26 protein-coding genes and 1 pseudogene are annotated in these 25,163 nt (G+C 72.1%); 12 read left to right on the top strand and 15 right to left on the bottom strand.

Annotated elements, in window-relative coordinates; genetic code table 11:
* Nucleotides 1-3 precede the first annotated feature (3 nt).
* Nucleotides 4-789: an isoprenyl transferase gene (locus VGE38_RS03855; protein ID WP_331141219.1), complete on the bottom strand. Its 786-nt coding sequence runs from the start codon at nucleotides 787-789 to the stop codon at nucleotides 4-6.
* Between the two features lie 11 nt (nucleotides 790-800).
* Complete coding sequence (locus VGE38_RS03850; RefSeq protein WP_331141218.1) at nucleotides 801-1,292, bottom strand: MarR family winged helix-turn-helix transcriptional regulator; 492 nt, start codon at nucleotides 1,290-1,292, stop codon at nucleotides 801-803.
* 40 nt (nucleotides 1,293-1,332) lie between these two features.
* Here VGE38_RS03850 and VGE38_RS03845 point away from each other — a divergent pair, with 40 nt between their 5' ends.
* The gene (locus VGE38_RS03845) at nucleotides 1,333-2,328 is read left to right on the top strand and encodes an EamA family transporter (RefSeq protein WP_331141217.1); all 996 of its coding nucleotides are present in this window, start codon (nucleotides 1,333-1,335) and stop codon (nucleotides 2,326-2,328) included.
* Here VGE38_RS03845 and VGE38_RS03840 read toward each other — a convergent pair.
* Both VGE38_RS03840 and recO read right to left on the bottom strand, forming a co-directional pair.
* A pseudogene (locus VGE38_RS03840) lies at nucleotides 2,259-2,891 on the bottom strand (YibE/F family protein); the annotation flags it as partial. The gene VGE38_RS03845 and the pseudogene VGE38_RS03840 overlap by 70 nt on opposite strands.
* A gap of 447 nt (nucleotides 2,892-3,338) precedes the next feature.
* Nucleotides 3,339-4,079 carry a DNA repair protein RecO gene (gene recO / locus VGE38_RS03835; protein ID WP_331141216.1) on the bottom strand — a complete coding sequence of 247 codons (741 nt, stop codon included), beginning with the start codon at nucleotides 4,077-4,079 and terminating at the stop codon, nucleotides 3,339-3,341.
* Nucleotides 4,080-4,097: 18 nt separating this feature from the next.
* Here recO and VGE38_RS03830 point away from each other — a divergent pair, with 18 nt between their 5' ends.
* Both VGE38_RS03830 and VGE38_RS03825 read left to right on the top strand, forming a co-directional pair.
* Entirely contained in the window at nucleotides 4,098-4,868 is a 771-nt protein-coding gene (locus VGE38_RS03830) for an ion transporter (protein ID WP_331141215.1), read from the top strand.
* A gap of 93 nt (nucleotides 4,869-4,961) precedes the next feature.
* Nucleotides 4,962-6,356: a GntP family permease gene (locus VGE38_RS03825; RefSeq protein WP_331141214.1), complete on the top strand. Its 1,395-nt coding sequence runs from the start codon at nucleotides 4,962-4,964 to the stop codon at nucleotides 6,354-6,356.
* Between the two features lie 16 nt (nucleotides 6,357-6,372).
* Here VGE38_RS03825 and VGE38_RS03820 read toward each other — a convergent pair whose 3' ends face one another.
* Complete coding sequence (locus VGE38_RS03820) at nucleotides 6,373-7,056, bottom strand: FadR/GntR family transcriptional regulator (protein WP_331141213.1); 684 nt, start codon at nucleotides 7,054-7,056, stop codon at nucleotides 6,373-6,375.
* Nucleotides 7,057-7,101: 45 nt separating this feature from the next.
* On the opposite strand from VGE38_RS03820, the gene VGE38_RS03815 reads away from it, so the two are divergent.
* A complete protein-coding gene (locus VGE38_RS03815) occupies nucleotides 7,102-7,740 on the top strand; it encodes a gluconokinase, GntK/IdnK-type (RefSeq protein ID WP_331141212.1) in 639 nt (212 codons plus the stop codon).
* On the opposite strand, the gene leuA is transcribed toward VGE38_RS03815, so the two are convergent.
* Nucleotides 7,718-9,475, bottom strand: coding sequence for a 2-isopropylmalate synthase (gene leuA / locus VGE38_RS03810; protein ID WP_331141211.1), 1,758 nt, complete (start codon nucleotides 9,473-9,475; stop codon nucleotides 7,718-7,720). The genes VGE38_RS03815 and leuA overlap by 23 nt on opposite strands.
* Nucleotides 9,476-9,753: 278 nt before the next feature.
* Here leuA and VGE38_RS03805 point away from each other — a divergent pair, with 278 nt between their 5' ends.
* The 4 genes from VGE38_RS03805 to VGE38_RS03790 all read left to right on the top strand — a co-directional run bounded on the left by VGE38_RS03805 (nucleotide 9,754) and on the right by VGE38_RS03790 (nucleotide 12,931).
* Nucleotides 9,754-10,854 (top strand): GNAT family N-acetyltransferase, encoded by a 1,101-nt coding sequence (locus VGE38_RS03805; protein WP_331141210.1) that lies wholly within the window; start codon nucleotides 9,754-9,756, stop codon nucleotides 10,852-10,854.
* 74 nt (nucleotides 10,855-10,928) lie between these two features.
* A complete protein-coding gene (locus VGE38_RS03800) occupies nucleotides 10,929-11,336 on the top strand; it encodes a pyridoxamine 5'-phosphate oxidase family protein (RefSeq protein WP_331141209.1) in 408 nt (135 codons plus the stop codon).
* A 6-nt stretch (nucleotides 11,337-11,342) separates the two neighbouring features.
* On the top strand, nucleotides 11,343-11,843 hold the full coding sequence (locus VGE38_RS03795) for a flavodoxin family protein (protein WP_331141208.1): 501 nt from the start codon (nucleotides 11,343-11,345) through the stop codon (nucleotides 11,841-11,843).
* Between the two features lie 227 nt (nucleotides 11,844-12,070).
* On the top strand, nucleotides 12,071-12,931 hold the full coding sequence (locus VGE38_RS03790) for a sigma-70 family RNA polymerase sigma factor (protein WP_331141207.1): 861 nt from the start codon (nucleotides 12,071-12,073) through the stop codon (nucleotides 12,929-12,931).
* A 6-nt stretch (nucleotides 12,932-12,937) separates the two neighbouring features.
* Here the strand turns inward: VGE38_RS03790 and VGE38_RS03785 are convergent, their stop codons facing one another.
* Entirely contained in the window at nucleotides 12,938-14,128 is a 1,191-nt protein-coding gene (locus VGE38_RS03785) for a cytochrome P450 (RefSeq protein WP_331141206.1), read from the bottom strand.
* 178 nt (nucleotides 14,129-14,306) lie between these two features.
* Between VGE38_RS03785 and VGE38_RS03780 the strand changes: the two genes are divergently transcribed.
* The 3 genes from VGE38_RS03780 to VGE38_RS03770 all read left to right on the top strand — a co-directional run bounded on the left by VGE38_RS03780 (nucleotide 14,307) and on the right by VGE38_RS03770 (nucleotide 16,967).
* Entirely contained in the window at nucleotides 14,307-15,083 is a 777-nt protein-coding gene (locus VGE38_RS03780) for a septum formation family protein (protein ID WP_331141205.1), read from the top strand.
* Nucleotides 15,080-15,907 (top strand): septum formation family protein, encoded by an 828-nt coding sequence (locus tag VGE38_RS03775; RefSeq protein ID WP_331141204.1) that lies wholly within the window; start codon nucleotides 15,080-15,082, stop codon nucleotides 15,905-15,907. The genes VGE38_RS03780 and VGE38_RS03775 overlap by 4 nt, the downstream gene beginning before the upstream one ends.
* 175 nt (nucleotides 15,908-16,082) lie before the next feature.
* Nucleotides 16,083-16,967: a putative endonuclease domain-containing protein gene (locus VGE38_RS03770; protein WP_331141203.1), complete on the top strand. Its 885-nt coding sequence runs from the start codon at nucleotides 16,083-16,085 to the stop codon at nucleotides 16,965-16,967.
* 38 nt (nucleotides 16,968-17,005) lie between these two features.
* On the opposite strand, the gene era is transcribed toward VGE38_RS03770, so the two are convergent.
* From era to VGE38_RS03750, 4 genes are read right to left on the bottom strand one after another with little or no spacing between them, the layout of a single operon-like run.
* Nucleotides 17,006-17,932, bottom strand: coding sequence for a GTPase Era (gene era / locus VGE38_RS03765; protein ID WP_331141202.1), 927 nt, complete (start codon nucleotides 17,930-17,932; stop codon nucleotides 17,006-17,008).
* Entirely contained in the window at nucleotides 17,929-18,750 is an 822-nt protein-coding gene (locus tag VGE38_RS03760) for a siderophore-interacting protein (protein ID WP_331141201.1), read from the bottom strand. Before VGE38_RS03760 ends, era begins: the two co-directional genes overlap by 4 nt.
* A gap of 38 nt (nucleotides 18,751-18,788) precedes the next feature.
* Nucleotides 18,789-20,084: a class I SAM-dependent methyltransferase gene (locus VGE38_RS03755; RefSeq protein WP_331141200.1), complete on the bottom strand. Its 1,296-nt coding sequence runs from the start codon at nucleotides 20,082-20,084 to the stop codon at nucleotides 18,789-18,791.
* Nucleotides 20,081-21,514, bottom strand: a complete 1,434-nt coding sequence (locus tag VGE38_RS03750) for an FAD-binding oxidoreductase (RefSeq protein ID WP_331141199.1) — start codon at nucleotides 21,512-21,514, stop codon at nucleotides 20,081-20,083. Before VGE38_RS03750 ends, VGE38_RS03755 begins: the two co-directional genes overlap by 4 nt.
* A gap of 128 nt (nucleotides 21,515-21,642) precedes the next feature.
* On the opposite strand from VGE38_RS03750, the gene VGE38_RS03745 reads away from it, so the two are divergent.
* A complete protein-coding gene (locus VGE38_RS03745) occupies nucleotides 21,643-21,894 on the top strand; it encodes a hypothetical protein (RefSeq protein ID WP_331141198.1) in 252 nt (83 codons plus the stop codon).
* Between the two features lie 27 nt (nucleotides 21,895-21,921).
* Here the strand turns inward: VGE38_RS03745 and VGE38_RS03740 are convergent, their stop codons facing one another.
* From VGE38_RS03740 to VGE38_RS03725, 4 genes are read right to left on the bottom strand one after another with little or no spacing between them, the layout of a single operon-like run.
* Entirely contained in the window at nucleotides 21,922-22,269 is a 348-nt protein-coding gene (locus VGE38_RS03740; RefSeq protein WP_331141197.1) for a cytidine deaminase-like protein, read from the bottom strand.
* The gene (locus tag VGE38_RS03735; protein ID WP_331141196.1) at nucleotides 22,266-23,552 is read right to left on the bottom strand and encodes a hemolysin family protein; all 1,287 of its coding nucleotides are present in this window, start codon (nucleotides 23,550-23,552) and stop codon (nucleotides 22,266-22,268) included. The genes VGE38_RS03740 and VGE38_RS03735 overlap by 4 nt, the downstream gene beginning before the upstream one ends.
* A gap of 4 nt (nucleotides 23,553-23,556) precedes the next feature.
* Complete coding sequence (gene ybeY / locus VGE38_RS03730; RefSeq protein ID WP_331141195.1) at nucleotides 23,557-24,036, bottom strand: rRNA maturation RNase YbeY; 480 nt, start codon at nucleotides 24,034-24,036, stop codon at nucleotides 23,557-23,559.
* Nucleotides 24,033-25,043 (bottom strand): PhoH family protein, encoded by a 1,011-nt coding sequence (locus VGE38_RS03725; RefSeq protein ID WP_331141194.1) that lies wholly within the window; start codon nucleotides 25,041-25,043, stop codon nucleotides 24,033-24,035. Before VGE38_RS03725 ends, ybeY begins: the two co-directional genes overlap by 4 nt.
* Nucleotides 25,044-25,163 lie beyond the last annotated feature (120 nt).

The raw sequence follows: 25,163 nt of genomic DNA, 5'->3' as shown, positions 1-25,163 counted from the left end.
GGATCAGACCCGGTTGGGCTCCGCCCCGCCGTACCGGCGGTCCCGGCGCGCGTAGGTGTCGATGGCGGCCCACAGGTGCCGGCGGTCGACGTCGGGCCAGAGCACGTCGGTGAAGACCATCTCGGAGTACGCCGCCTGCCAGAGCATGAAGTTCGACAGCCGCTGCTCCCCGCTCGTGCGCCAGACCAGGTCGGCGTCGGGCAGCTCGGGGACGTAGAGGTAGCGCGCGAAGGTCCTCTCGTCGATCCGGTCGGCGCGCAGCCGGCCCGCGGCGACGTCCTCGCCGATACGGCGCGCGGCGTCCGCGATCTCGGCCCGGCCGCCGTAGTTGACGCACATCGTCAGCGTGCAGACCGTGTTGTGCCGTGTGAGCTCCTCGGCCACCTGGAGCTCCCTGATGACCGACTTCCACAGCCGCGGCGCCCGGCCGGCCCAGCGCACCCGCACGCCGAGCTCGTGCATCTCGTCGCGGCGGCGCCGGATGACGTCGCGGTTGAAGCCCATCAGGAACTTCACCTCGTCGGGCGAGCGCGACCAGTTCTCGGTGGAGAAGGCGTAGGCGCTGATCGCCTTCACGCCGATCTCGATGGCGCCCTCGACGACGTCGAAGAGCGAGGACTCCCCCGCCTCGTGGCCCTTGGTCCGCGGCAGTCCACGCTCCTTGGCCCACCGACCGTTGCCGTCCATGACGACGGCCACGTGCTCGGGCACGAGCGCGCGCGGGATGGGCGGCGGCGTCGCGCCCGAGGGGTGCGGGGTCGGCTTGCGGGGCGGGACGGCGCGGCTCACGAGCGGTCAGCCTACGACGCGCCGTCGAGCTCCTCGGCCCACGCCCGCAGCAGCCGTGCGAGCGTCGCCCGGTCTCGCTCGCCGAACGACGCCAGCAGCCGGTGCTCGTTCGCGATGTGGTCGGCGAAGGCGCGGTCGATCAGCTCGCGGCCCCTGTCGGTCAGCGCGATCACCCGGCCTCGGGCGTCCTGCTCGCTGACCGAGCGGGTCACCCACCCTCGCTCGACGCAGCGGTCCACCCGCTTGGTGATCGCCCCGGAGGTCACCATGGTCTGGGCGGCCAGGTCGCCCGCCGGCAGGGCGTACGGCGGCCCCTGCCGGCGCAGCGAGGCGAGGATGTCGAACTCCGCCTCCGTGAGGCCGTGTCGCGCGTACCCGGCGACGAGCTCCTCGGTGAGCCGCAGCGCCAGCCGGTGAAGCCGCGCGATCACGGCCTGCGGCGAGACGTCGAGGTCCGGCCGCTCCCGCGCCCACTGCTCCATCACCATCGCCACATGGTCCACGCGAAGGAATATACCTTCCTCGGAAGACATTATCGTTTCCATGGAAACTAATCTGCGTGTGGTGCTGCTGACCGCGATCGCTCCGATCGCCTGGGGCTCCGGCTACTACGTCGCCGAGACCTACCTGCCGCCCGACCGCCCGCTCTTCGGGGCGACCGTGCGTGCGCTCCCGTTCGGCCTGCTGATCCTGGCGCTGCGACCGACCCTCCCCCGCGGTCACTGGTGGTGGCGCGCGGCGGTGCTCGGCACCATCAACTTCGCGGCCTTCTTCGGGCTGCTGTTCGTGGTGTCCTTCCGGTTGCCCGGCGGGCTGGCCGCGACGCTGACGGCGACCTCCCCGCTGGTGATCATGGCGCTGGCCTGGCTGGTCCTCGGCGAGCGTCCGCGGCTGGCCTCGCTCGCGGCGGCCGGCGTCGGCGTGACCGGTGTCGGCCTGCTCGTGCTGCGCTCACCGGGCGGCGCCGACCCGCTCGGCGTGGCCGCGGCGCTCGCCGCCGTGCTGGTGTCGTCGTGCGGGTTCGTGCTCGTCAAGCGCTGGCAGCCGCCGGTCGACCTGCTGACCTTCACGGGCTGGCAGATGGTCGCCGGCGGTCTGGTGCTGCTGCCGGTGGCACTGCTGGTCGAGGGCGCGCCGCCGGCGCTGGGCGCGCGCGAGCTGCTCGGGTTCGCCTGGATCGGCCTGGTCGGCACCGTGGCGGCCTACGTCGTGTGGTTCCGGGGCCTGCGACGGCTCCCTGCCGGTGCGGTCGGCCTGGTCGGCCTGCTCAACCCGGTGGCGGGCACCCTCACCGGCGTGACACTGGCCGGCGAGCGGCTGGGCGGCTGGCAGGCGGCCGGGCTGGCGCTGGTGCTCGCCGGCGTCGTGCTGGGTCAGACGCGTCGAGCGCCGGACCGGTCGGCGCCGCCCACGGTCAGCGCCGCGACCGCGGTGGTGATCGGGACGGCCAGCACCAGCCCGATGCCGCTGGCCAGCGAGCGGACCACCTCGCCGGCGAGCTCCTCGGTGCTGACCAGTGCGAGCAACGAGCGGTCGTAGAGCTGCACCACGAGCAGCACGAGCAGCGCCGTGCCGGCGTACGCGAAGATGATGGTGTAGATCGTCGAGGCGATGTGGTCGCGGCCGATCCGCATCGCGCTGGCGAGCAGCTTCGCGCGCGACATGCCCGGGGCCGCACCCCGCAGCTCCCAGACCGCCGACGCCTGGGTGATGGTGACGTCGTTGAGCACGCCGAGACCCGCGACGATGACCGCGGCGAGCAGCAGTCCCTGCAGGTCCAGCTCCGGCGCGTACGACGTCAGCAGGCCGCCGGCTTCGTCGCCGATGCCCGCCAGCCGGGTCGCGTCGACCGCCCACCAGGCGATGAGCGCGGTGACGGCCACGCCGCCGAGCGTGCCGAGCAGCGCCGCGCTGGTGCGCAGCGAGACGCCGTGGGTGGAGTACAGGACCACGAACATGATCGCCGTCGATCCCACCACCGCGACCGGCACCGCCGGCTCACCGGTGAGCAGGCCGGGCAGCATGAACCAGAACAGCACGAGACCGGAGAAGCCGAGCCCGATCAGGGCGAGCAGACCGCGCAGCCGGGCGACGGCGAGCACGGTCACGACGAACAGGCCCAGCAGCAGCCACAGCGGCCGGTCCCGGTCGACGCCGAAGAAGCCGTAGCCGGCCGGCTGGCCCTCCGCCCCGGGGCTGCGCACCAGCTCGACCGGGTCGCCCGTGGTGAGCCCCGAGCGCCCGACCTGCTCGGGCACCTCGATGCTGACCGTGGTTCCCTCCTCAGGCCCCTCGACGACCTCGACGGCCAGGTGCGTGGCATCGGTGGCGTCGACCACCTCGCCGCGCACGAAGCTGACCCCCTCCCCGGCGAACGCCACCGAGCCCTGCAGCTCGCCCGCACGCTCGCGGTCCGGCCACAGCCAGACCAGGCCGACGACGGTGGCGACCGCCGCCACGACGAGCAGGCCGACCAGGGTGCGTCGGGCCAGGGCGGAGACGTGGACGTGTCCGGTGGTCGCCCCGTGGGCGTGCGCTCCTCCCACGGATCAGCGCTCCACGTACGCGAGGGAGCGCAGACCGCGCTCGAGGTGCCAGTGCAGGTACGCCGAGACCAGCCCGCTGGCCTCGCGCTGGGTGCGCTGCTCGGCCGCCTCGACGACCGGCCAGTCCCCCGCGAGCAGCGCCCCGAGCAGGGCGAGGGTGTCGGGCGCCGGCGAGGCGGAGCCGGGCACCCGGCAGGTGGCGCACAGAGTGCCGCCGAGCGAGGGGTTGAACCAGCGGTGGGCCGCCCCCTCGTGGGGCAGGCTGCCGCACCGCGCGCAGGCGTCGAAGCTCGGCGCGTAGCCGGCGACGGCCAGCGAGCGCAGCAGGAAGGAGTCCAGCACCTGGTGGGGCGGACGGTCGCCGGCGGCCAGCACCCGCAGGCCGCCCACAAGCAGCAGGAACTGCTGCAGCGCGGGCTCGCCCTCCTCCGCGACCAGCCGGTCGGCGGTCTCCAGCATCACGGTGCCGGCGGTGTAGCGGTCGTAGTCGAGGCCGATCCCCGCGTGGAACGGCGAGAGCGTCTCGGCCTGGGTGATCGTGTCGAGGTTGCGGCCCTCGGCGAGCTGGAGGTCGACATGGGTGAACGGCTCGAGCCGCGAGCCGAACTTCGAGGTCGTCCGCCGTACGCCGCGCGCGACCGCGCGCACCCGGCCGTGCTGCCGGGTGAGCATCGTGATGATGCGATCGGCCTCGCCCAGCTTGTGGGTACGCAGCACGATCGCCTCGTCGCGGTAGAGGGGCACTCGCCTATTCTGCCGCGCATGACCGCCAGCGCGACGCGCCGACCCGCCGGACCGCCCGTCACGCTCGTGGACTGGCTGATGTTGGTGCTCGCGATCGTCTCGGTGGCGCTGCTGACCTGGGTCACCTTCGGGGACGTCGAGGAGGAGTGGACGCGCCGGGTCGTGACCGCCGACATCGTCGTCTGCGGCATCTTCGCGGTCGAGTTCGTGTGGCGCTGGCGACGCTCCGCGCGGGGCTGGGGGTTCCTGCGGTCCTACTGGTACGAGGTCGTCGGCATGGTCCCGCTGGCGCACCCGGCGTTCCGCAGCTTCCGGCTGCTGCGCATCGTGGTCGTGCTGGCGCGCCTCGGCCGGGCTGCGGACCGGGCCTTCGGCGACCGGGCCACGGCGTACGTCGTCGGGCGGTTCGCCGACACCGTGGTGGACGTGATCCGCAAGCCGGTCACCGTGGCGGTGCTCGACGAGGTCATCGCGGTGATCCAGACGGGCAACTACACCCGCAACATCGCCACCGCGATCGAGGAGAACCGCGCCGAGCTGGACGCACTCGTCCTCGACCTGGTCAAGCAGGACCACACGGCCGGGAAGCTGCGCCACCTGCCCTTCCACGACGACATCGTGCGGCTGGTGACCGACACCGTCTTCCGGGTGACACAGGCGGCGCTCGCCGACGAGCGGGTGCAGGAGCTGATCAGCGACGCGATCCGGGTCTCGGCCGACGAGCTGCGCGCCAACGTGCGCGCGGACCTGCCCCAGAGCCTCAGGGCGGACCCACGACGCGGCGCCTGACCGATCGCCTGCCAGGTTGCCAGGGTTGCCAAACGTAGTACCTTTGCGGGACGCTGGGTGACGCCCGTCACCTCAACGACCCCGGGAGCGTCCATGGATCCCATCCAACCGGTCCACAGCACCACGGTGCTGCTGCTCATCGCGGCGGCCGCCGTCGCGGTGCTGCTCGTCCTGATCATGAAGCTGCGGCTCCACGCCTTCGTGGCACTGGTGCTCGTCAGCCTCGTCACCGCCGTCGCCGCCGGCATCCCGCTGGTTGACGTGCCCGCGGCCATCGCCTTCGGGTTCAACTCCACGCTCGGCTCGGTCGCCCTGCTCGTGGGCTTCGGCGTCATGTTGGGACGGCTGCTGGAGTCCACCGGCGGCGCCCAGGTGCTGGCCGACACCCTGATCACGCGCTTCGGCGAGAAGCGGGCGCCGATCGCGCTCGGCGTCGCCGCGCTGCTGTTCGGCTTCCCCATCTTCTTCGACGCCGGCCTGGTCGTATTCCTGCCGATCATCCTCACCGTGGCCCGACGCTTCGGCGGCTCGCTGCTGACCTACGCCCTCCCCGCCGCGGGTGCCTTCGCGGCGATGCATGCGCTCGTGCCGCCGCACCCTGGCCCCGTCGCGGCCGGCGTGTCCCTCGAGGGCGACATCGGCGTCATCCTGCTCGTCGGGGTTCCCTTCGCCGTCATCGCCTGGTACGTCGGCGTCGTGCTCGTCTCGCGGTTCCTCGCCGCCCGTTTCGTCATCGACGTGCCGACCGTCCTGTTCGGCGAGCTGCACGACCACAACGAGCGGCCCGACCGCCCCACGCCTTCGTTCGGCGTCGTGCTGGCCCTGCTGCTGCTCCCCATGCTGCTCATCTCGCTCAACACCGTGCTCAGCACACTGATCCAGGCGGGCACGCTCGAGGACAACGATGCGTTCGCCTTCCTGCGCCTGCTGGGCAACACCCCGGTCGCCCTGCTGGTGACGCTGCTGGCCGCGCTCCTGCTGCTGCACCGCAACACCGGCTCGCTGGCCGAGACCAGCCGGCTGCTCGACGACGCCCTCGGCCCGATCTGCTCGATCATCCTCATCACCGGCGCGGGCGGCATGTTCGGCGGCGTGCTGCGGGTCAGCGGCATCGGCACCGCCCTCACCGGCTCGCTGGCCGACATCGGCCTGCCGCTGCTGGTTCAGGCCTTCGTCATCGCGACGGCACTCCGGGTCGCACAGGGCTCGGCCACGGTGGCGCTGACCACCACGGCTGGCCTGATCGCCGCGCCGGTCGCTGACGCCGGCTACGGCGACTTCCGCATCGCGCTCATCGTCATGGCGATCGCTGCCGGCGCGACGGTGCTCTCGCACGTCAACGACTCCGGCTTCTGGCTGGTGAGCCGGTTCTTCGGGATGGACGAGAAGACGACGCTGCGCACTTGGACGGTCATGGAGACAACGCTGGGCGTCAGCGTGTTCGCGCTGGCGTGCCTGGGCTGGGGCGCCGCCTCGGCGCTCGGATGACCCGCGGCCGGGGCGGTCAGTCCGTGACCATCGCGCTGAGCACCTCGGCGCAGATCGCGGTCATGGCCGCCTCGGCCAGGTCCGGCTGCCCCGCGGCCACAGCGTCGGCCACCATCGTGTGCAGGCGCCGCGCCTCGGGCTTGGGCTCGGGCGGCATCAGGTGGTGCTCGGTGCGCCCGAGCAGCACCGCCTCGACCACGCCGCCGAGCCCGGCGAACATGTCGTTGCCGGACGTGGCCAGCAGCAGCCGGTGGAACTCCACGTCGTGCCGCAGGAACGTCACCAGATCGCCCCGGCTGCCGGCGTCCTCCATCAGCATGGCGAGCTCGACGAGCCGGTCACGCTGCGTCTGGTCGGCACGCCGAGCCGCCAGCGCCGCGGCGCTCGGCTCGACCGCCGCCCGCAGCTGGGAGAGCTGGGCGAGCGTCTCCGCGCGCCGGGAGCCGGCGAGCCGCCAGCGCAGCACCAACGGCGCGAACGGGTCCCAGACGGTGTGGTCCAGCACCCTGATGCCGGTACGCCGGCGGCTCTCGACCAGCCCGACCGACGTCAGCACCTGCACCACCTCGCGCGCGACCGTGCGCGAGACCCCGAACTCCTGGCCGAGCCACTCCAGCGTGATCACCGAGCCGGCCGGGAGCTCACCTTCGACGATGCGCGTCCCCAGGCTATCGAGCATGCTCGTGTGCAGGGTGACCATGGGACGCACCCTAACCACCGCTGCAGCCGCAGGACGGGAGACCCGATGACCGACGCCAGCACCAGCCCCAGCACCAGCCCCAGCACCGGCCCCAGTACCGGCCCCAGCACCGGCCCCAGCACCGGCCCCAGCACCGGCCCCGGCACCGGGCCCACCACCACGTCACGCGGACACTGCCACGTCGTGGTCATGGGCGTCTCCGGCACCGGCAAGACCACCATCGGCCAGGCCTTGGCCGAGGAGTTCGGGCTGCGGCTCGCCGAGGGCGACGCCTTCCACCCGCAGGCCAACATCGACAAGATGAGCGCCGGCATCCCGCTCGACGACGACGACCGGCGGCCCTGGCTGGAGGCGCTGGCCGCGTGGACCGCCGAGCAGCACGCGCAGGGCGTCTCGACCGTCGTCGCCTGCTCGGCGCTCAAGCACTCCTACCGCGACATCCTGCGCTCCGGCGTACCCGGCGAGCCGACGCTGTTCGTGCACCTGACCGGCACGCCCGCGGTCCTCCGCGACCGGATGGCGAAGCGGCAGCACTTCATGCCCGCTTCGCTCCTCGACTCCCAGCTGGCGACCCTGGAGCCGCTCGGCGAGGGCGAGGACGGTGTCGAGATCGACAACGACCCCCCGGTCGCGGAGGTGACCGCCGCGGCGGTCGGGTGGCTCAGGAGCCGACTGCGCGGTTGACGGCGCTGATGACGGCCTTGAGCGAGGCGGTGACGATGTTGGCGTCGATGCCCACGCCCCAGTAGAGCTCGGAGCCGACCGAGCACTCGACGTAGGCCGCGGCAGAGGCGTCACCGCCGGCCGACAGCGCGTGCTCGGCGTAGTCGAGCACCCGGATGTCCCAGTCGTTGCCCGCACGGTCCGGGCCGAGGCCGTTGATCGCCTCGACGAACGCGGCGATCGGGCCGTTGCCGGTGCCCTCGAGCGTGCACAGCTCGCCGTCGACGTACACGTTGACCGTGAGCGCGTCCTTCTCCCCCGCGGCACTGGAGGTGTGGACCGAGTTGAGCTGCAGCGGCGCGGTGCGGTCGAGGTACTCGGCCCGGAAGATCGACCAGATCTCCTCCGGCGTGACCTCGCCGCCCGAGGCGTCGGTGTGCTGCTGGATGACCCGGCTGAACTCGATCTGGGCGCGGCGCGGCAGGTCGAGCTTGTGCTCGGCCTTCAGCACGTAGGCGACCCCGCCCTTGCCGGACTGGCTGTTGACGCGGATGACCGCCTCGTAGGTGCGCCCGACGTCCTTGGGGTCGATCGGGAGGTACGGCGCCTCCCACGGGATCTCGCCCACCGGCCGGCCCTGCTCGGCCGCGATCCGGTCGAGGTCCTCCAGGCCCTTCTTGATGGCGTCCTGGTGGGACCCCGAGAAGGCGGTGTAGACCAGGTCGCCGGCGTAGGGGTGGCGGGGGTGGACGGGCAGCTGAGTGGCGTACTCGACCGTGCGGCGGACCTCGTCGATGTCGCTGAAGTCGATCATCGGGTCGATGCCCTGGCTGAAGAGGTTCATGCCGAGGGTCACCAGGTCGACGTTGCCGGTGCGCTCGCCATGGCCGAACAGGCAACCCTCGACGCGGTCCGCGCCGGCCATCAGGCCGAGCTCGGTGGCGGCGACGGCGGTGCCGCGGTCGTTGTGCGGGTGGAGGCTGATCGCGGACACGTTGCGCCGGGTCAGGCCGCGCGCGAAGTACTCGATCTGGTCGGCGTAGGTGTTGGGCGTCGACATCTCGACGGTCGCCGGCAGGTTCAGGATGATCTCGCGTCCCGGCTCCGGCTGCCAGACGTCGGACACGGCCTCACACACCTCGAGGGCGAAGTCGGTGTCGGTCTGGGTGAAGATCTCGGGGCTGTACTGGTAGCCGAAGTCGCGGCTGTCGACCAGGTCGCCCAGCAGGCTCTCGGCGTACTTCATGACGAGCTCGGTGCCGCGCGTGGCGATCCCGACGCACTCCTGGGGCGTGACGCCGAAGACGACCCGCCGGAACAGCTCGGCGGTGGCGTTGTAGAGGTGCACCGTCGCGCGCGGAGCGCCGACCAGCGACTGCACAGTGCGCTCGATGAGGTCCTCGCGGGCCTGGGTGAGCACCGAGATCTGGACGTCGTCCGGGATCCGGTCCTCCTCGATGAGCTTGCGCACGAAGTCGAAGTCGGTCTGGCTGGCGCTCGGAAAGCCGACCTCGATCTCCTTGTAGCCCATCTTCACGAGCAGCTCGAACATCATCAGCTTGCGCGACGGGGTCATCGGGTCGATGAGGGCCTGGTTGCCGTCGCGCAGGTCGGTGGAGAGCCACCGCGGTGCCGCGGTGATCTTGCGGGTCGGCCACGTGCGGTCAGGCACGTCGACGGGGACGAAGGCGCGGTAGCGCTCGTGCGGCATGCCCGAAGGCTTCTGCTCGTTGCTGGTGTTGCTCAGATTGGTCATGGTCCTGCCTCAGCTGTCGGGTCCTGGCTGGCGATCCTGGCCGGCGGTGGCCAGCGATCGGGATGGGGCCGGGCGTACGACGACTCCGCAGCGAGGGGTCCGGCTCTAGGCCCCGCTGCGGCGGCTAAGGAGGAGGTTGCGCGAGATGACGGGCGCGATGACGGTCAGCATGACCCCGCCACGATAGCGCACGGTCGGCATCGTTGCGGAGCGGACCCGGTGACCGGCGGCACAGGCCGACTCCTCCATTTCTGCTGCCGGGTGCCGATAACCCCGGCGTGGAGACCGATCGCGGCATCCGTCCGGAGATCACGGCGCTGACCCGCGCCGAGGTGACCCCTGCCTTCGCGCAGCGCCTGGCCCAGCTGGACAACGCGGCCGCGGACGACCGCGGTCTGGCTCCGCGGACGTCGGCGGAGTGGCTCGGCCGGATCTCGGGTCCCCGGGACACCGAGCACACGTTGCTCCCCCGCCGGCGCCACGAGCGGCCCGAGCCGGAGCCGATGGTCTGGCTGGTGCGGCACGTGCCGCAGCACCCCGAGCACCCCAGGCACCCCGAGCACCCGGCGGACTCCCCGGTCCCCGAGCCGGAACCGCTGACGCCGGCGGAGGCGATCGGGTACGCCAGCCTCCTGCCGGTCCCCGGGCAGCCGCACGCCGCCGCCGTGCAGGTGGCCGTGCTACCCGCGCAGCGCCGCGCCGGACTCGGCAGCCGGCTGCTCCGCTGCGCGCTCCAGCACGCACGCACGCACGGCCTCTCCGAGCTGCGCGCCGTCGCCTGGCACGAGGCCGAGGGCGAGGCGTTCCTGCAGGCGCACGGCTTCGCCGAGGCGCACCAGCGTCACGCGGTGCGTCGGCTCGACCTCTCCCGCTCCGCCGAGCGCCGGCAGCGGATGGCGGCCGACGTCGCGCCGTACGGCGTCGGCTACGAGCTCTCCCGCGTCGCCGGCCCCGCCGCCGACGACCTGGTCGCCGAGCTCGCCCTGCTGCTCGACGACGCCGAGCCGGCCGGCCGCTGGACCCGCCGCCTCGTCTACGACATGGAGAACCGGCTCCTCGCCCGCGGCACGGTCTACCGGGTGCTGGCCCGCCACGGCGACACCGGGCGGCTGGCCGGGATGACGACGCTGTACGTCGCTCCCGACACTCCCGACTTCGCTCGCCACGAGGAGCTGGTCGTCGCACCCGCGCACCGCGGTCACCGGCTGGGACTGCTGATGATGCTCGACATGGTGGCCTGGCTCGCCGAGGTCGAGCCCCGCGTCGGGGTGACCCAGGGCCGGCACGTAGCCGACAGCACCCGCCTGATCGGGATCAACGACCGGCTCGGCAGCCGGGTGGCCGGTCGTGAGGTCGGCTACCGCCGGGAACTGGACTGATGGCCTAACGTCAGAGGTGCGGCACGACTGCACCCCGCCGCCCAGCCGACTGCCCAGGACTGCGAGGAGCCGACGTGAGCGACACCGGACGACTGGTCGACATCGACGCCACGGAGAGCTGGGCGCTGGTGGGCCAGCAGAGCGTGTGCCGGATCGCCTGGACCTCCGGCGACGGGCCGGTCGTCATCCCGGTCAACCACGTCGTCCACGACGGAGCGCTGTGGGTGCGCACCACCGCCTACTCCAAGATGGTTCGCGAGGTCGACGACGTGCGCGTCGCGGTGCTCGTCGACGACCTCGACCGCACGACCCACCTGGGCTGGAGCGTGCAGCTGCGCGGCATCGCTCAGGTGCACTACCACGCCGAGGAGGTGCCCGAACCGGTCCGGGCGCTGCAGACCTGGGCTCCGGGCACCCGGGCGCTGTGGGTCGAGCTGCAGCCCGACCAGGTCACCGGCCGCCGCCTCGTCGCCGACGGCTGAGACACCATGCCGCGGCTCCTGGTGGTCCACCACTCCCCGACGGCCTCGCTGACGGCCCTGAGCGAGGCCGTCCTGGCCGGCAGCCGGGACGACGCGATCGAGGGCGTCGAGGTCGTCGTCCGACCCGCCCTCGAGGCGACCGCCGAGGACGTCCTGGCCGCTGACGGCTACCTGCTCGGCACGTCCGCCAACTTCGGCTACATGTCAGGTGCCCTCAAGCACTTCTTCGACTCCGTCTTCCTGCAGGTCGGCGGCGCCCTCGATGCCTCCGGGGCGGGCGTCCCGAGCGACCCGGCAGGCACCGGCCGGCGCCCCTACGGCCTGTGGGTGCACGGCCGGTACGACGTCACCGGGGCGGTCCGCTCGGTGCAGTCGATCGTCGGCGCGCTCGGCTGGCGCCAGGCGGCGCCGGTCCTCGAGGTGCTGGGCGAGGTCGGCGAGGCAGATCGCGAGGCGGCGTACGAGCTGGGCGGGACGCTCGCCGCACTGCTCGCCGACGTGGACTGACCGGGGTCTCGCCGGGGCGCTCACAGGGGTCCTGACGCACTGGTGCCGGCAGGCCCGCTGACGCGAGGACTGCGTAAGCCTCACCACAGCGGAGCCGCCGGCGTGCGCCCGGTATCCCGCACTCGATTGCGACAAACCCTGGTCCAGGGACTTTTTGGCGACGCCGGATGTGGTTACGGTCAGAGGGAACGGACTGCACCACCACCACGCTCGGATGGAGGCTGGAGATGGCAGGAACGGTTCGCCAGGCCCGCCCGACGGCGCGCGCCTCGCACCACACGGCACGCGTCCCGGACGGCGACCGGGGGATGACGCGGGCGCAACGGGCCTCCACGACGGAGCGCCTGCTCGTGCGCGCGCACCGCGTCGACGATCCCCGGGAGCGACAGCGCCTGCTCGACGAGGTCGTCCTCATCAACCGGGGCGTGGCCGAGGCGGTCGCGTCCCGCTACCGCCGCCGCGGGATTCCGATGGAGGACCTGCAGCAGGCGGCCTACGAAGGCCTGGTCAAGGCCGTCCAGCGCTTCGACCCGACCCGTCGCAAGGACCTGCTGACCTACGCCGTGCCGACGATCCGGGGCGAGCTGCAGCGGCACTTCCGCGACCACGGCTGGGCGGTCCGGCCGCCGCGCCGGGTCCAGGAGCTGCAGTGGCAGGTCAACGCGTGCATCGGCGAGCTGACGCAGGAGCTCGGGCGGGAGCCGACCGACGCGGAGGTGCAGGAGCGACTGGGGCTGCCGGACGAGGAGTACCGCGACGCCATCACGGCGTTCGGCTGCTTCCAGCCGACATCGCTGGACCAGCCGATCTCGCACGAGTCGGCGGCGACCCTGGGCGAGCTGGTCCCGGACCAGCCCGACGACGTCCACGCTCCCGACGAGCCCGCGGACTTCGAGGCCGCCGACGCCCGCGCCACGCTCGGGCCGGCGGTCCGCAACCTTCCGCCCCGTGACCGCCGGATCCTGTACCTGCGGTTCTTCGAGGACCAGACCCAGGAGGAGATCGGGCAGGAGCTCGGCGTGACCCAGATGCAGGTGTCCCGGCTGCTCGCGCGCATCATGCGCGACCTGCGCGCCGCGCTTACCTAAGCGGGATCACCGCTCGGCGCCGGCCAGCGCCCGGATCCGCAGCCCGCCGTCGGGCAGGGTGGGGATCCGGGCCAGGTCGATGGCGGCCTCCGACGCCACCTCCCACCGCCGCCGGGCCAGCATCGCGACCGTGGCCTCGAGCAGTCGGACCGTGAGCGGCTCGCCCGGACACCGATGCCCCTCCGGCGGTCCACCGCCCTGCGGCACCATCGCGTACCGGTCGGGGTCGCCGCCGGCGAACCGCTCGGGCCGGAACTCCGCCGGAGCCTCCCAGTACCGCGCGTCCAGGTCGGTGCCGACCACGTCGAGCAGCACCCGGTCGCCCGGACGCAGCTCGACCCCGCCCACCTCGGTGCTCCCCCGCACCCGGCCGGCCAGCGCGGGGACGAAGAGCGCCGTCCGCCGTACCTCGTGCGCGAACGCGCGGCGGTAGTCCGGATCGCGCGCGACGTGGTCGGCCAACTCCGGGTGTGCCGCGAGGGCGCCGGCGGCGAACGTGCCGAGCCAGGCCACGGCCACGGTGGGCCGCAGCACGTTGAGCAGCTCCACGGCCGCCACCCGGTCGCCGAGGTCGGTGCGGGCCAGCCGCTCGAGCACGGATCCCTTCGGCGGCCGGCGTCGTCCGGACCGGGTCTCCTTGACGACCCGCAGCGCCCATCGGTCAGCCCAGACCCGGCCCGCCCAGGCCCGCACGTATGCGCGGCCGGCGAAGCCGAACCCGTCGACGATGCTGGCGAGCCGGCGGGACACCGCGACGGCCTGCGGCGCGGGCAGCGGGACACCCGCCCAGGCGAGCACGGCGGGCCCGTAGCAGCGCACCAGGGTGTCGAACACCACGAGCTCGTCCGCCTCGGTCGCCGACTCCAGCCGCCGGGCGACGTCGTCGACCAGCGGAGCGACGGTGTCCTCGTCGAGCAGGTCCAACATCAGCAGCTTGCGCACCCGGTGGTCACGACCGTCGAGCGCGTGCATCGCTCCACGTCCGAACAGCAGCCATGCCAGCGGCGGCGGGACGGCTCGGTGCCGGCGTACCAGCTCCTCGTCGTAGAAGGCCCGCGCGCCCTCCGCTCCTCGCAGCACGACCGTACGACGGCCGAGCAGGCGGGTGACGTAGGGGTCGCCGCCGCCGTGGGCGAGGCGGTCCCGGGCGACGGCGGCATAGCCGTCGCGGAGCAGGCGCAGCGAGAGGTCGCTCATGTCCCATCGGTGCCCGACGGCTCACGAGGGCATGCCGGATAGCATCGCCCAGGCCGCGCGAGGAGCGCGGCCGCATCCCCACCCAGACCCCCGCCCAGACCCGCGCGCCCAGCAGCAGACAGGAGGCCCACACGTGCGTCCACGTAGGCACCGGCTCCGGCGACTCCGGCAGCTCGTCGTGAGCCCGCTGCTGGCGCTGGTACTGCTGGGCGGCTGCGGCGAGGACGTCCCCGACGGGGCGGACCCGGCCCAGGTCGACGCGGCCCAACCGTCGGCGGTCGGCGGCTGCCGCAACCTGGACCCGAAGCACACCTCCGAGCCCACCAACGCCTCGCCGCTCGTGCCCTGCACCGAGCCGCACACGGCCGAGACCTTCGCGGCCGGGGAGCTCCCCGCCCAGTTCGACGACGCCGACTACCAGGCCGAGGAGCTGGACCGCTGGGCCTACCGCGCCTGCTCCGACGCGCTGGTCACCTACCTCGGTGGCGACCAGAGCACCGTGATGCGCTCGATCCTGTCGTGGGTGTGGTTCCGCCCCTCGCCGAAGGCCTGGGACGCCGGCGCGCGGTGGTACCGCTGCGACGTCGTCGGGGGTGGCCCACTGTCCAAGCGCTACCTCGACCTGCCGACGACCACCCGAGGGCTGATGGCCCGCGCCAACGACGACCACTGGATGGCCTGCGTCCGCGGCAAGACCGTCGCCGAGGGCAGCAAGGTGCCGTGCAGCAAGCCGCACGAGTGGCGTGCCGTCACGACCATCAAGGTCGGCGAGCCGTCCGAGCCGTACCCCGGCGACGAGGCCGTCGTGGCCACCACCAAGGACTTCTGCTCCGGCTCGGTCGGCGCCTGGCTCGGCTACCCGGCCGACTACGACTACGGCTACACGTGGTTCGGCGAGGCCGAGTGGGAGGCCGGCAACCGCCGCTCGGTGTGCTGGGCGCGGACCGCCAAGTGACGACGCGAGCCGCGCGCGGCGCCGCCTCGCGGTGGGCGCTGGGTCTGGCCGTCCTGCTGGGGTGTGTCTCCGGCTGCACCGGCGGCGAGCCGACGCCGGCGCCGACCAGCAGCGCGCCGCCGTCCCGGGCGACCCCGGTGCCGGCGCCGGCCAACGGCGCCTGTCACCGGCTCGACTACGCCCAGGCCGTCGCGCCGACCACCCAGGATGCGCCGGTCCCCTGCGACGGCGAGCACACCGCGGAGACGTTCCTGGTCGGGCGGCTCGACGCGGTGGCCGGCGGGCACCTGCTCGCCGTGGACTCGGAGCGCGTCCAGGCGCAGGTCGCGCGCACGTGCCCCCGCCGGCTCGGCGACTTCGTCGGCGGGAGCGACGAGGAGCGCCGGCTCAGCATGCTGCGGGCGGTGTGGTTCACGCCCAGCGTGGAGGCGGCCGAGGCGGGCGCCGACTGGTTCCGGTGCGACGTCATCGCCGTCGCCGGCCCGCAGGAGCTGGCGCCACTGCGGCGGTCGCTGCGCGGCGTACTCGACACCGACACCGGCGCGCGGTGGGCCATGTGCGGCACGGCGCGGCCCGGCGCCGCGAGCTTCGCCCGGGTCCCGTGCGGCGAGCAGCACCGCTGGCGCGCCCTGCGAACCGTCGATCTGGGCTCGGATGCCTACCCCGGCGAGCCCGCGGCCCGGGCGGCCGGTCAGGAGGTCTGCCGCGATGCCGCCCGCGAGGTGGCCGCCGACGCGCTCAACTTCGAGTGGGGCTACGAGTGGCCCACCGCCGAGCAGTGGAACGCCGGCCAGCCCTACGGGATCTGCTGGGCACCGGCCTGACGTGGCTCGTGTGAGCGTCTGGACGACCCTCGGGCCGTCGAGACGCTCACAACGGGTCGGCTGTGGAGAGACGCAGCCGTTCGCTCCGCGGCCCTCTGAGACTGGGCTGATGGAACAGCCGTCCGAGCAGGCCAGTCGCCGAACCTGGCGTGACGTCGCCGCCGAGCAGGCGGGTGTGGTCACCCGTGCGCAGCTGCGAACCGTGGGTGTGGATGCCGACATGGTTGCGCACCGGGTCCGCTCGGAACGGTGGCAACAGGTCACGTCGACGGTCGTCGCCACGTTCACGGGCGTACTGACCCGCGAGCAGACGATGTGGGCGGGTGTGCTCCATGGCGGCAAGAGCGCGGCGCTGGGCGGGCTGACGGCCGGCGAGCGCGCCGGACTGAAGAACTGGCACCGCGATGAGGTCACGGTCTACGTGCCGTACGGCGACGAGGTGCCGCCGCGCCTCGACGGGGTCGTCTACGTCCGCACCCGCCGCGACCTCGACGACCTCCTGCAGCCTGACGCGGCCCCTCGGCGGTGCCGGCTCGAGCCGTCCCTGCTGATGTTCGGCGCGCGCGACCGGTCAGCCCGGACGGCGCAGGGCGTCCTGGCAGCCGCCGTGCAGCAACGACTGACCACCCCTGGACGACTGCTCGCATGGATCGACGACCTCACGCCGCTGCGCCGAGCATCGCTGCTGCGGAGCGCTCTGCACGACATGGAAGGCGGTTCACAGTCCCTGGCCGAGATCGACATCAAGCGGGTGTGTCGTGTCCAGGGGCTCGCGCTCCCGACCACGCAAGTGAGGCGACGCGACGCGTCGGGGCGGGTGAGATACATCGACTGCCAGTGGCGGCTGGCTGGCGGCAGAACGATCGAGCTCGAGATCGACGGTGCGTTCCATATGGACGCCGAGCAGTGGGAGGACGACATCGCCCGCCAGCGGAGCCTGAGCGATCCGAACCGACTGATCGTCCGGTGCACGGCCCGGGAGCTCAGGGACGACGCCGCCTCGCTCGCCCGCGATCTCCGGCGTCTCGGCGTGCCGAGCACTCGTGCTGTGAGCGCGTGAACGGTCCTCGGGGCGTCGAGACACTCACGACGGCACCGTCAGAAGCCGAGCTTGCGCAACTGGCGCGGGTCGCGCTGCCAGTCCTTGGCGACCTTGACGTGCAGGTCGAGGTAGACCGGCGTGCCGAGCAGCTCCGCGATCTGCAGCCGGGCGCGCTTACCGACGTCCTTGAGGCGGGCGCCCTTGTGGCCGATGACGATGCCCTTCTGGGAGTCGCGCTCGACGTAGAGGTTGGCGTGGATGTCGACCAACGGCCGGTCCTCGTCCCGGCCCTCGCGCAGCCCCATCTCCTCCACGACCACCGCGATGGAGTGCGGCAGCTCGTCGCGTACGCCGTCCAGCGCCGCCTCGCGGATCAACTCGGCCACCAGGATCTCGTCGGGGCTGTCGGTCAGGTCGCCCTCGGGGTAGAGCGGCGGGCCCTCGGGCAGCAGCCCGAGGAGCAGGTCGGCGAGCAGATCGACCTGGTCCCCGGCCTGCACGGATACGGGCACGATCTCGGCCCACTCGATGCCGAGGTCGGCGCCGAGCCGCTGGATGTCGAGCAGGTGCTCGCCGATCCGCTCCGGGCCGGCGAGGTCGGTCTTGGTCGCGACGGCGACCCGCTTGATGCCCTTCTTGAGCTTCGCCAGGTTGGCGGCGATGTGCTTGTCGCCGGGGCCGATCCTCTCGTTGGCCGGGAAGCACATCGCGACCACGTCGACCTCGGTCCAGGTCGCCTCGACCAGGTCGTTGAGGCGCTCGCCGAGCAGCGTGCGCGGCCGGTGCAGGCCGGGGGTGTCGACAAGGACGAGCTGGCCGTCCTCGCGGTGGACGATGCCCTTCACGACGGTGCGCGTGGTCTGCGGCTTGTCGGAGGTGATCGCCACCTTGGTGCCGACCAGCGCGTTGGTGAGGGTCGACTTGCCCGCGTTGGGCCGTCCCACGAAGGAGACGAACCCGCTCCGGAACTCCTGCTGCGTCATTGCTGTCCTGCCTGGGCCTGTTGGGCCGCGTCGTAGTTGGCCCAGATCTGCTCGTCCGAGAGCCCCGCGGCCTTGCCCGCCCGCCACACCGGGCCCGGGTCGACGGCGCGGGGCTGGCGCTGGGCGTTCGCGCGCCAATAGCCCATCACGTCGTACGCGTGACTGGGCAGCCTCACCTCCCGCATGAGGTGCTTGCGGATCGCGCGCATCTGCGCGGACTCCCCGGCCATCCAGAAGTAGCCCTCGCCCTCGGGCCAGTCGATGCCCTCGACCACCTCGGCCAGGCGCGACTCCCCATCACGCGGCTGCGGCAGCCAGGTCACCTCCGCGACGGAGGGGCCGGCCGGGAGGTAGCCGCGCAGCTCCTCGACGTCGGGCACCTCGGCCCAGATCCGGGTGGGAAGTTCCACGCTCTCCGCGATGCGAGCCATGGCCGGCAACGCCGTCAGGTCGCCCACCAGCAGTAGCCACTGGGCGCTGGCCGGCAGCTCGAAGGAGCCCTTCGGCTCGGTGATCGTGACGGTCTCCCCCACGATTCCACCCGGTCCACCCGGCCCACCGGACTCCTCACGGCGCGCCCACTCGGTGACCAGGCCGACGTCGTGGACCACCACGTCGAGGGTCAGCCGACCCTCGGCGTAGGACCGGACGGTGTAGTAGCGACTCTGGAACTGCCCCGGCACGACCAGGCCGACCCACTCGTCGGGGATGTCCGTGGAGACGAAGTCCGGCACGTCGAGGACGATGCGCACCAGATGGGGTGAGAGCGGCTGGCGGTCGACCACCGTCGCGGCGTACTGCTGGGCCCTCGTGCTCACCCCGTCAGGCTATCGGGGTGGGGGTTCGACCCGGAGGGTCAGACCCCGAACTCGTGGCGCAGCGGGTACGACGTCACCCCGCCGACCGTCTTGGTGGCGAGTACGTGGTGGAGCTGGATCTCGTTGTGCTCGAAGCCGACGCGCGAGCCGGCCATGTAGAGCCCCCACACCTTGGCGGTGCCGGGGTCGGTCTCGGCGACGCAGGCGTCCCAGTTGGCGACGAGGTTCTCGTTCCAGCCCGCCAGCGTGCGCGCGTAGTGACGGCGGAAGTTCTCGTGGTGCTGCACCTCGAAGCCGGCGTTCTCGACCGCCGTGACGATCGTCCCGGAGCCGGCCAGCTCGCCGTCCGGGAAGACGTAGCGGTCGATGAACGCCCCCGCCATGGCCTCGCCCCTGTTGTCGGCGCGGGTGATGCAGTGGTTGAGCAGGCGGCCGTCGTCCTTCAGCTTGGCATGCAGGAAGGAGAAGTACGCCGGGTAGTTCTTCACCCCGATGTGCTCGGTCATGCCGATCGAGCTGATGGCGTCGAACCCACCCTCGGGCACATGGCGGTAGTCGGAGAAGCGCACCTCGGCGATGTCGTCGAGACCCTCGCGCTTGATCGCCTCGGCCGCCCAGCTGGCCTGCTCGCGGCTGAGCGTGACACCGAGCGCCTTCACGCCGTAGTGGCGGGCGGCGTGGCGCACCATGCCGCCCCAGCCACAGCCCACGTCGAGCAGTCGCTGGCCCGGCTGCAGGCCGAGCTTGCGGCAGACGAGGTCGTACTTGTGCGCCTGCGCCTCCTCCAGGGTGGCGTCCTCGCTGGGGAAGACCGCGCAGGTGTAGGTCATCGACGGGCCGAGGACGTGCTCGTAGAACGTGTTCGACACGTCGTAGTGGTGGTGGATCGCCTCGGCGTCGCGCTCGTGGGTGTGGCGGCGCAGCGCGTTGACGCCGACGCTGCGGACCCCTTCGAGCGCGTGGCGCCAGGTCGGGAGGTGCTCGTGGGCCGGCGGCTTGGGCGGTACGAAGCTGGCCGCTCCGAGCTCCTTCACAAGCCTGGCCATCTCCGTCACGCTCGGACGGGCGAAGTCGGTCGAACCGACGATGAGCTTGAGCAACGGGTAGGGGTCCCCGGGGTGGGTGCCCTCGAGCTCGAGGTCGCCGCTGACGTAGGCGCGGGCGAGCCCGAGGTCGCCCGGTGCGGTGAGGATGTACTGAAGACCGCGCTGGTTGACGATCCTGAGCCCGTACGGCGAGGCGGTGTCGCCGGACACCGAGCCGTCGAACGCCGTGAGGCGGATCGGGAGTCCGCCCGCGAAGAACGAGTTGATCGTGCCCGCTATCCCGGTCATCGCCTCTTCACCACCTTGTCGTAGAGACTGGTCAGCCTGTCGTCGGGGTCGTAGGTCGCCTTCACCGCCGCGAGGTTGGCGCCGTCGTAGAGGGCGTCGAACGTGGGCCGGTCGTAGAACGCCTCGGAGTACAGCGACTTGTGTCCGCCCAGCTCGTGCACCTTCGCCTCGATCGCGCGGTTCTTGGGCGCGTCGGCCGCCTCCGGGCCGACGTGGACCGTCCCCCAGAAGCCGACGTTGACGTAGACCTCCCCTGGCTCCAGCGGGTACGACGGCCACCTGCTGCCCTGGCTGGTACCGGTCGAGACCAGCGGGCAGAGCCACACCGGCCGCATCCCGATCTCGTCGTCGAACCAGTCCAGGAACGCCCCCAGATTGCCCAGCGGGACCTCGATGTCCTGCACCACCCGCTCCCGCAGCGGGCGACCGGCGCGCCGGTCCAGCCGGTCGGCGATGTGGAACCGGCGGTCCAGGCCGAGCAACCGCATGTAGACGTCGCTGCGCCGCCATCGCCGCGGCCAGAGCCGGCGCAGCACCGGGTGCTGCGCGCCGAACGCCCCCGAGCACCAGAACCAGTCGGTGTCCCAGCGCCACAGGTAGTCGTACATCGTCAGCAGGTCGGTCTCACGCTGCTGGACCGAGCGGTAGTAGACCTGCTGGCCCGCGTAGTCGCTGGGGGTCTCGACACGCTCGCTGGCGCTCGCTACTCGACCAGCGAAGGGCTCCTCGGTCCAGGTGGCCAGCGTCAGGTAGTACTCCCCCGGCGCGAACGCGACCCCGTCGAGGCCGTCGACCCGGGTGCCGTCGTACTCCCTCGCCACGACGATCTCCGCGACGGTCTTCGCCAGCAGCTCCACGTCGTCGAAGCGGACGTGGCGCAGCGCGACGCAGCCGGGGACCTGCTCGAGGCGGATCCTGATCCGGGTGGCGTAGCCGAGGCTGCCGTAGGAGTTGGGGAAGGTGTCGAAGAGCCGCTCTCCCGGACGCGTCGTCACGATCTCGCCGTCGCCGGTGAGGACGTCCATCTCCAGCACCGACTCGTGCGGCAGCCCGTTGCGGAAGCTGGTCGACTCGATCCCGAGCCCGGTGACGGCGCCGCCGAGGGTGATCGTGCGCAGCTGCGGCACGACGTACGGGATCAGCCCGTGCGGCAGCGTCGCGTCGACGAGGTCCTCGTAGGTGCACATGCCCTGGACGTCGGCGGTCCGCTGCGCCGCGTCCACCTCGATCACGCCGGTGAGGCCGCTGACGTCCAGCCCCGGTGAGGTGGTCGCGTGCCGCGCGCGGAACAGGTTGGTGGTCTGCTTGGCGAGCCGGACCGGCGCGCCGGCCGGGATCGCGGCGTACGACGCACGCAGCCGCTCGACCGCGCGGGCATGGTCGTCCCAGGACCCAGCGCGGGGCTCCCGTGCCCTCACCCTCGGCGTCACGGAAGCCAAGGTACTCCAGTCCTCGCTCCGCGGTCCTCCCCCTTCTGAGGGGCTTCGCCGAGTCGTGGCGCGCGCGGTTCGTTGCCTATCCTCGGGCATTCCACCACCCGCTTCACGAGGAGACATTCGTGTCGACCGCAGCCGAGCGAGACGCCATCGCGACCCTGGCCGAGAAGGCCTGGCCCTACTTCCGCGACAACCAGGTGAAGTGGCGCAACAAGCCGGTCACCGAGGCTCGGCTGGCGCTGGCCATCTCACAGCTGCTGGCGCACATGCGGGCCAAGCAGCCCGACCTCGCGACGATGACCGGCATCACGGCCTACCGCGAGGAGGACGGCATCCACCTCACCATCGAGCTCGGGACGCTCCCGCTGGACTGATCGCTGGGCGGGGCCGCGGAGTGCGAGCTAGGAGACCAGCGTCGACGTGATGGACCCGCGCTGGTCGCCGACGTGGATCGTGACGCCCTCGCCGGCGAACTCGCGGACCACGGCGAGGTCGGCCTCCGTGGCGATGCCGTCACCCAGCACGACGACGGCCTCCAGGCCCGTCGAGCCCGAGGAGACCGCCATGGCGACGCAGACGCCGACCGCGGAGATCTGCAGCGAGTGCAGCGCCACGGTCGCGGCGGCGTAGGTGCGACCGTCGAGGTCGCGTACGGCGGCCCCCTCGGCCGCTCCCGTCCTCGCCCGCGTGGCGCGGGCCAGCGTCACGAGCTTCTTGTCCTCGGCCGACAGCGTCGACTGCTCGGTCACTCCTCGGTCTCCTCGGTCTCGGGCGGCAGGTGCTGGATGAGCACGGTACCGATCTGGTTGCGGCGACCGGCGGTCCGCTCGGCGGTGAACCGCAGCCCGTGCGCCTCGACCACCGAGCCCGGGATCGGGACCAGCCCGAGGTGCTTGGCCATCAGACCGCGCACCGAGTCGACGTCCTCCTCGGCCACCTCGAAGCCGACCAGCTCCTCCAGGTCGTCGATCTGGAAGCGCGCCGGCACCCGCACCGCGCCGTCCTCGAGCACCTGGGGCGAGGCGTCCTCGGCGTCGTACTCGTCGGTGATCTCCCCGACGATCTCCTCGAGGATGTCCTCGATCGTGATCAGGCCGGCCGTGCCGCCGTACTCGTCCACGACGACCGCCATGTGCTGACGGCGGGCCTGCATCTCCTTGAGCAGCTCGTCGACCGGCTTGGACTCCGGGACCCAGTACGTCGGCCGCATGACCTCGTCGATGCGCTGGGTGAACTCGACGTCGGGCGCCTCGAAGTCGCGCCGGACGATGTCCTTGAGGTAGGCGATGCCGACGACGCTGTCGAGGTTGTCGTCGATGACGGGCAGCCGGGAGAAGCCGCTGCGCAGGAAGAGCGACAGGGTCTGGCGCAGGTTCTTGTACCGCTCGATGAAGATGACGTCGCCGCGCGGGACCATCACCTCGCGGGCGGCGGTGTCGCCGAGCTCGAAGACGGAGTGGATCATCCGGCGCTCGTCGCCCTCGATCACGGCCGTGGCCTCGGCGAGGTCGACCAGCTCACGCAGCTCGGTCTCGGTGTTGAACGGGCCCTCCCGGAAGCCGCGGCCCGGGGTGAGGGCGTTGCCGACCAGGATCAGCAGCCGTGGGAGCGGGCCGAGCACGCCGGTGACGACGGTGACGGGCGCGGCGGCGAGCAGCGCCACCCGCTCCTGGTGCTGGCGTCCCAGCGTCCGGGGCGCGACGCCGATCACGACGAAGGAGACCACCAGCATGACAGCCACCGTGCTGAGCACGGTCGGCCACCACGAGCCCTCGTAGAGGTCGTGGAACTGGAGTGAGGCGATCACGGTGGCGGCCAGCTCGAACAGCAGCCGCAGCAGCAGCACGCTGTTGAGGTAGCGCGGCGGGTCGTCGAGCAGCGTCAGCAGCCGCCGCGCGCCGGGCCGCTTGCCCTCGAGCAGCTCCTGGGCACGGGCGTGGGAGAAGCCGGCGAGCGCCGCGTCCGCAGCGGAGAACAACCCGGCGAGCACGACCAGCAGGGCCGCTGCCACCAGCAGCCAGAGATCGACCATCGGCTCAGTGCGCGGCGTCGGCCGCGGGCGCCTTGGCCGCGGAGCCCCACTCCCGGAGCAGCTCGGCCTGCAGGCCGAACATCTCGCGGTGCTCGTCGGGCTCGGCGTGGTCGTAGCCGAGCAGGTGCAGGATGCCGTGGGTGGTGAGCAGCTCGAGCTCGGCGAGCGTCCCGTGGCCCGCCGTCGCGCCCTGCCGCTCGGCGACGGCCGGCGCGAGGATCAGGTCGCCCAGCACGCCCTCCTCCGGCTCCTCGTCGAGCAGCCCGGGCCGCAGCTCGTCCATCGGGAAGGCGAGCACGTCGGTCGGCCCCTCCTTCTCCATCCACTGCTGGTTGAGCTGCGCGATGGTGTCCTCGTCGACCGCCTTGATGCACAGCTCGGCGAGCGGGTGCACCCGCATCCGGTCCATCACGAACCGTGCCAGCCGGGCCAGGTGGTCGACGTCGAGCTCGTGGCCCGACTCGTCGAGAACCTCGATGCTCACTTGCTGCTCCGTCCGTCGGCGCCCTGGGCGTCGTACTCGTCGTAGGCGGCCACGATCTTGCCCACCAGGCGGTGGCGTACGACGTCGTGGCTGGTCAGCCGGTTGAAGGAGATGTCCTCCACCTCGTCGAGGATCGACTCGACGACGCGCAGGCCGGACTTCTGGCCGCTGGGCAGGTCGGTCTGCGAGATGTCGCCGGTGACCACGATCCGCGACCCGAAGCCGAGGCGGGTCAGGAACATCTTCATCTGCTCCGGCGTGGTGTTCTGCGCCTCGTCGAGGATGATGAACGCGTCGTTGAGCGTGCGCCCGCGCATGTAGGCCAGCGGCGCGATCTCGATCGTGCCGGCCGCCATCAGCTTGGGGATGAGCTCCGGGTCGAGCATGTCGTGCAGAGCGTCGTAGAGCGGCCGCATGTAGGGGTCGATCTTCTCCGTCAGCGTTCCGGGCAGGAAGCCCAGCCGCTCGCCGGACTCCACCGCGGGACGGGTCAGGATGATCCGGTTGACCTGCTTGGACTGCAGCGCCTGCACGGCCTTGGCCATGGCGAGGTAGGTCTTGCCGGTGCCGGCCGGGCCGATGCCGAACGTCACGGTGTGCTTGTCGATCGCGTCGACGTACCGCTTCTGGTTCAGCGTCTTGGGGCGGATCGAGCGGCCCCGGTTGGACAAGATGTTGAGCGAGAGCACGTCGGCGGGTCGCTCGGAGGTCTCGGCGCGCAGCATCGCGATGATCCGCTCGACCGCCTCGGACGAGAGGCCCTGGCCGGTGCGCAACAGCGTCACCATCTCCTCGAGCAGCCGCTCGATGAGGGCGATCTCCGCCGGCTGGCCGTGCAGCGTGATGCGGTTGCCGCGGACGTGTACGTCGGCGTCGAAGTGCGACTCGATGGTGCCGAGATGCTCGTCGGCCGGGCCCAACACGCTGACCATGTCGACGCTGTTCGGCACCACGACGGTGTGCTTGGTGACGGCGGGGGTCTGGAGGTGTTGCGGGTTGTCAGTCATGGATGCCCTTGCGGGCGGGCCTTCCGGTGCGGCAGTCGTGCTCTTCATCGTACGCAGGGTCAACGACCCTGCCCACCCGGTTGTTCCGCCTGACCAGCGCGGCGCGAGGAACGAGCGCCG

The organism is Nocardioides sp. (genome assembly GCF_036405735.1).
In the GTDB taxonomy this organism is placed as follows: Bacteria; Actinomycetota; Actinomycetes; order Propionibacteriales; family Nocardioidaceae; genus Nocardioides.
The sequence above is the reverse complement of the archived record's forward strand: the minus strand, read 5'-3'. Positions and strand labels throughout refer to the sequence as shown.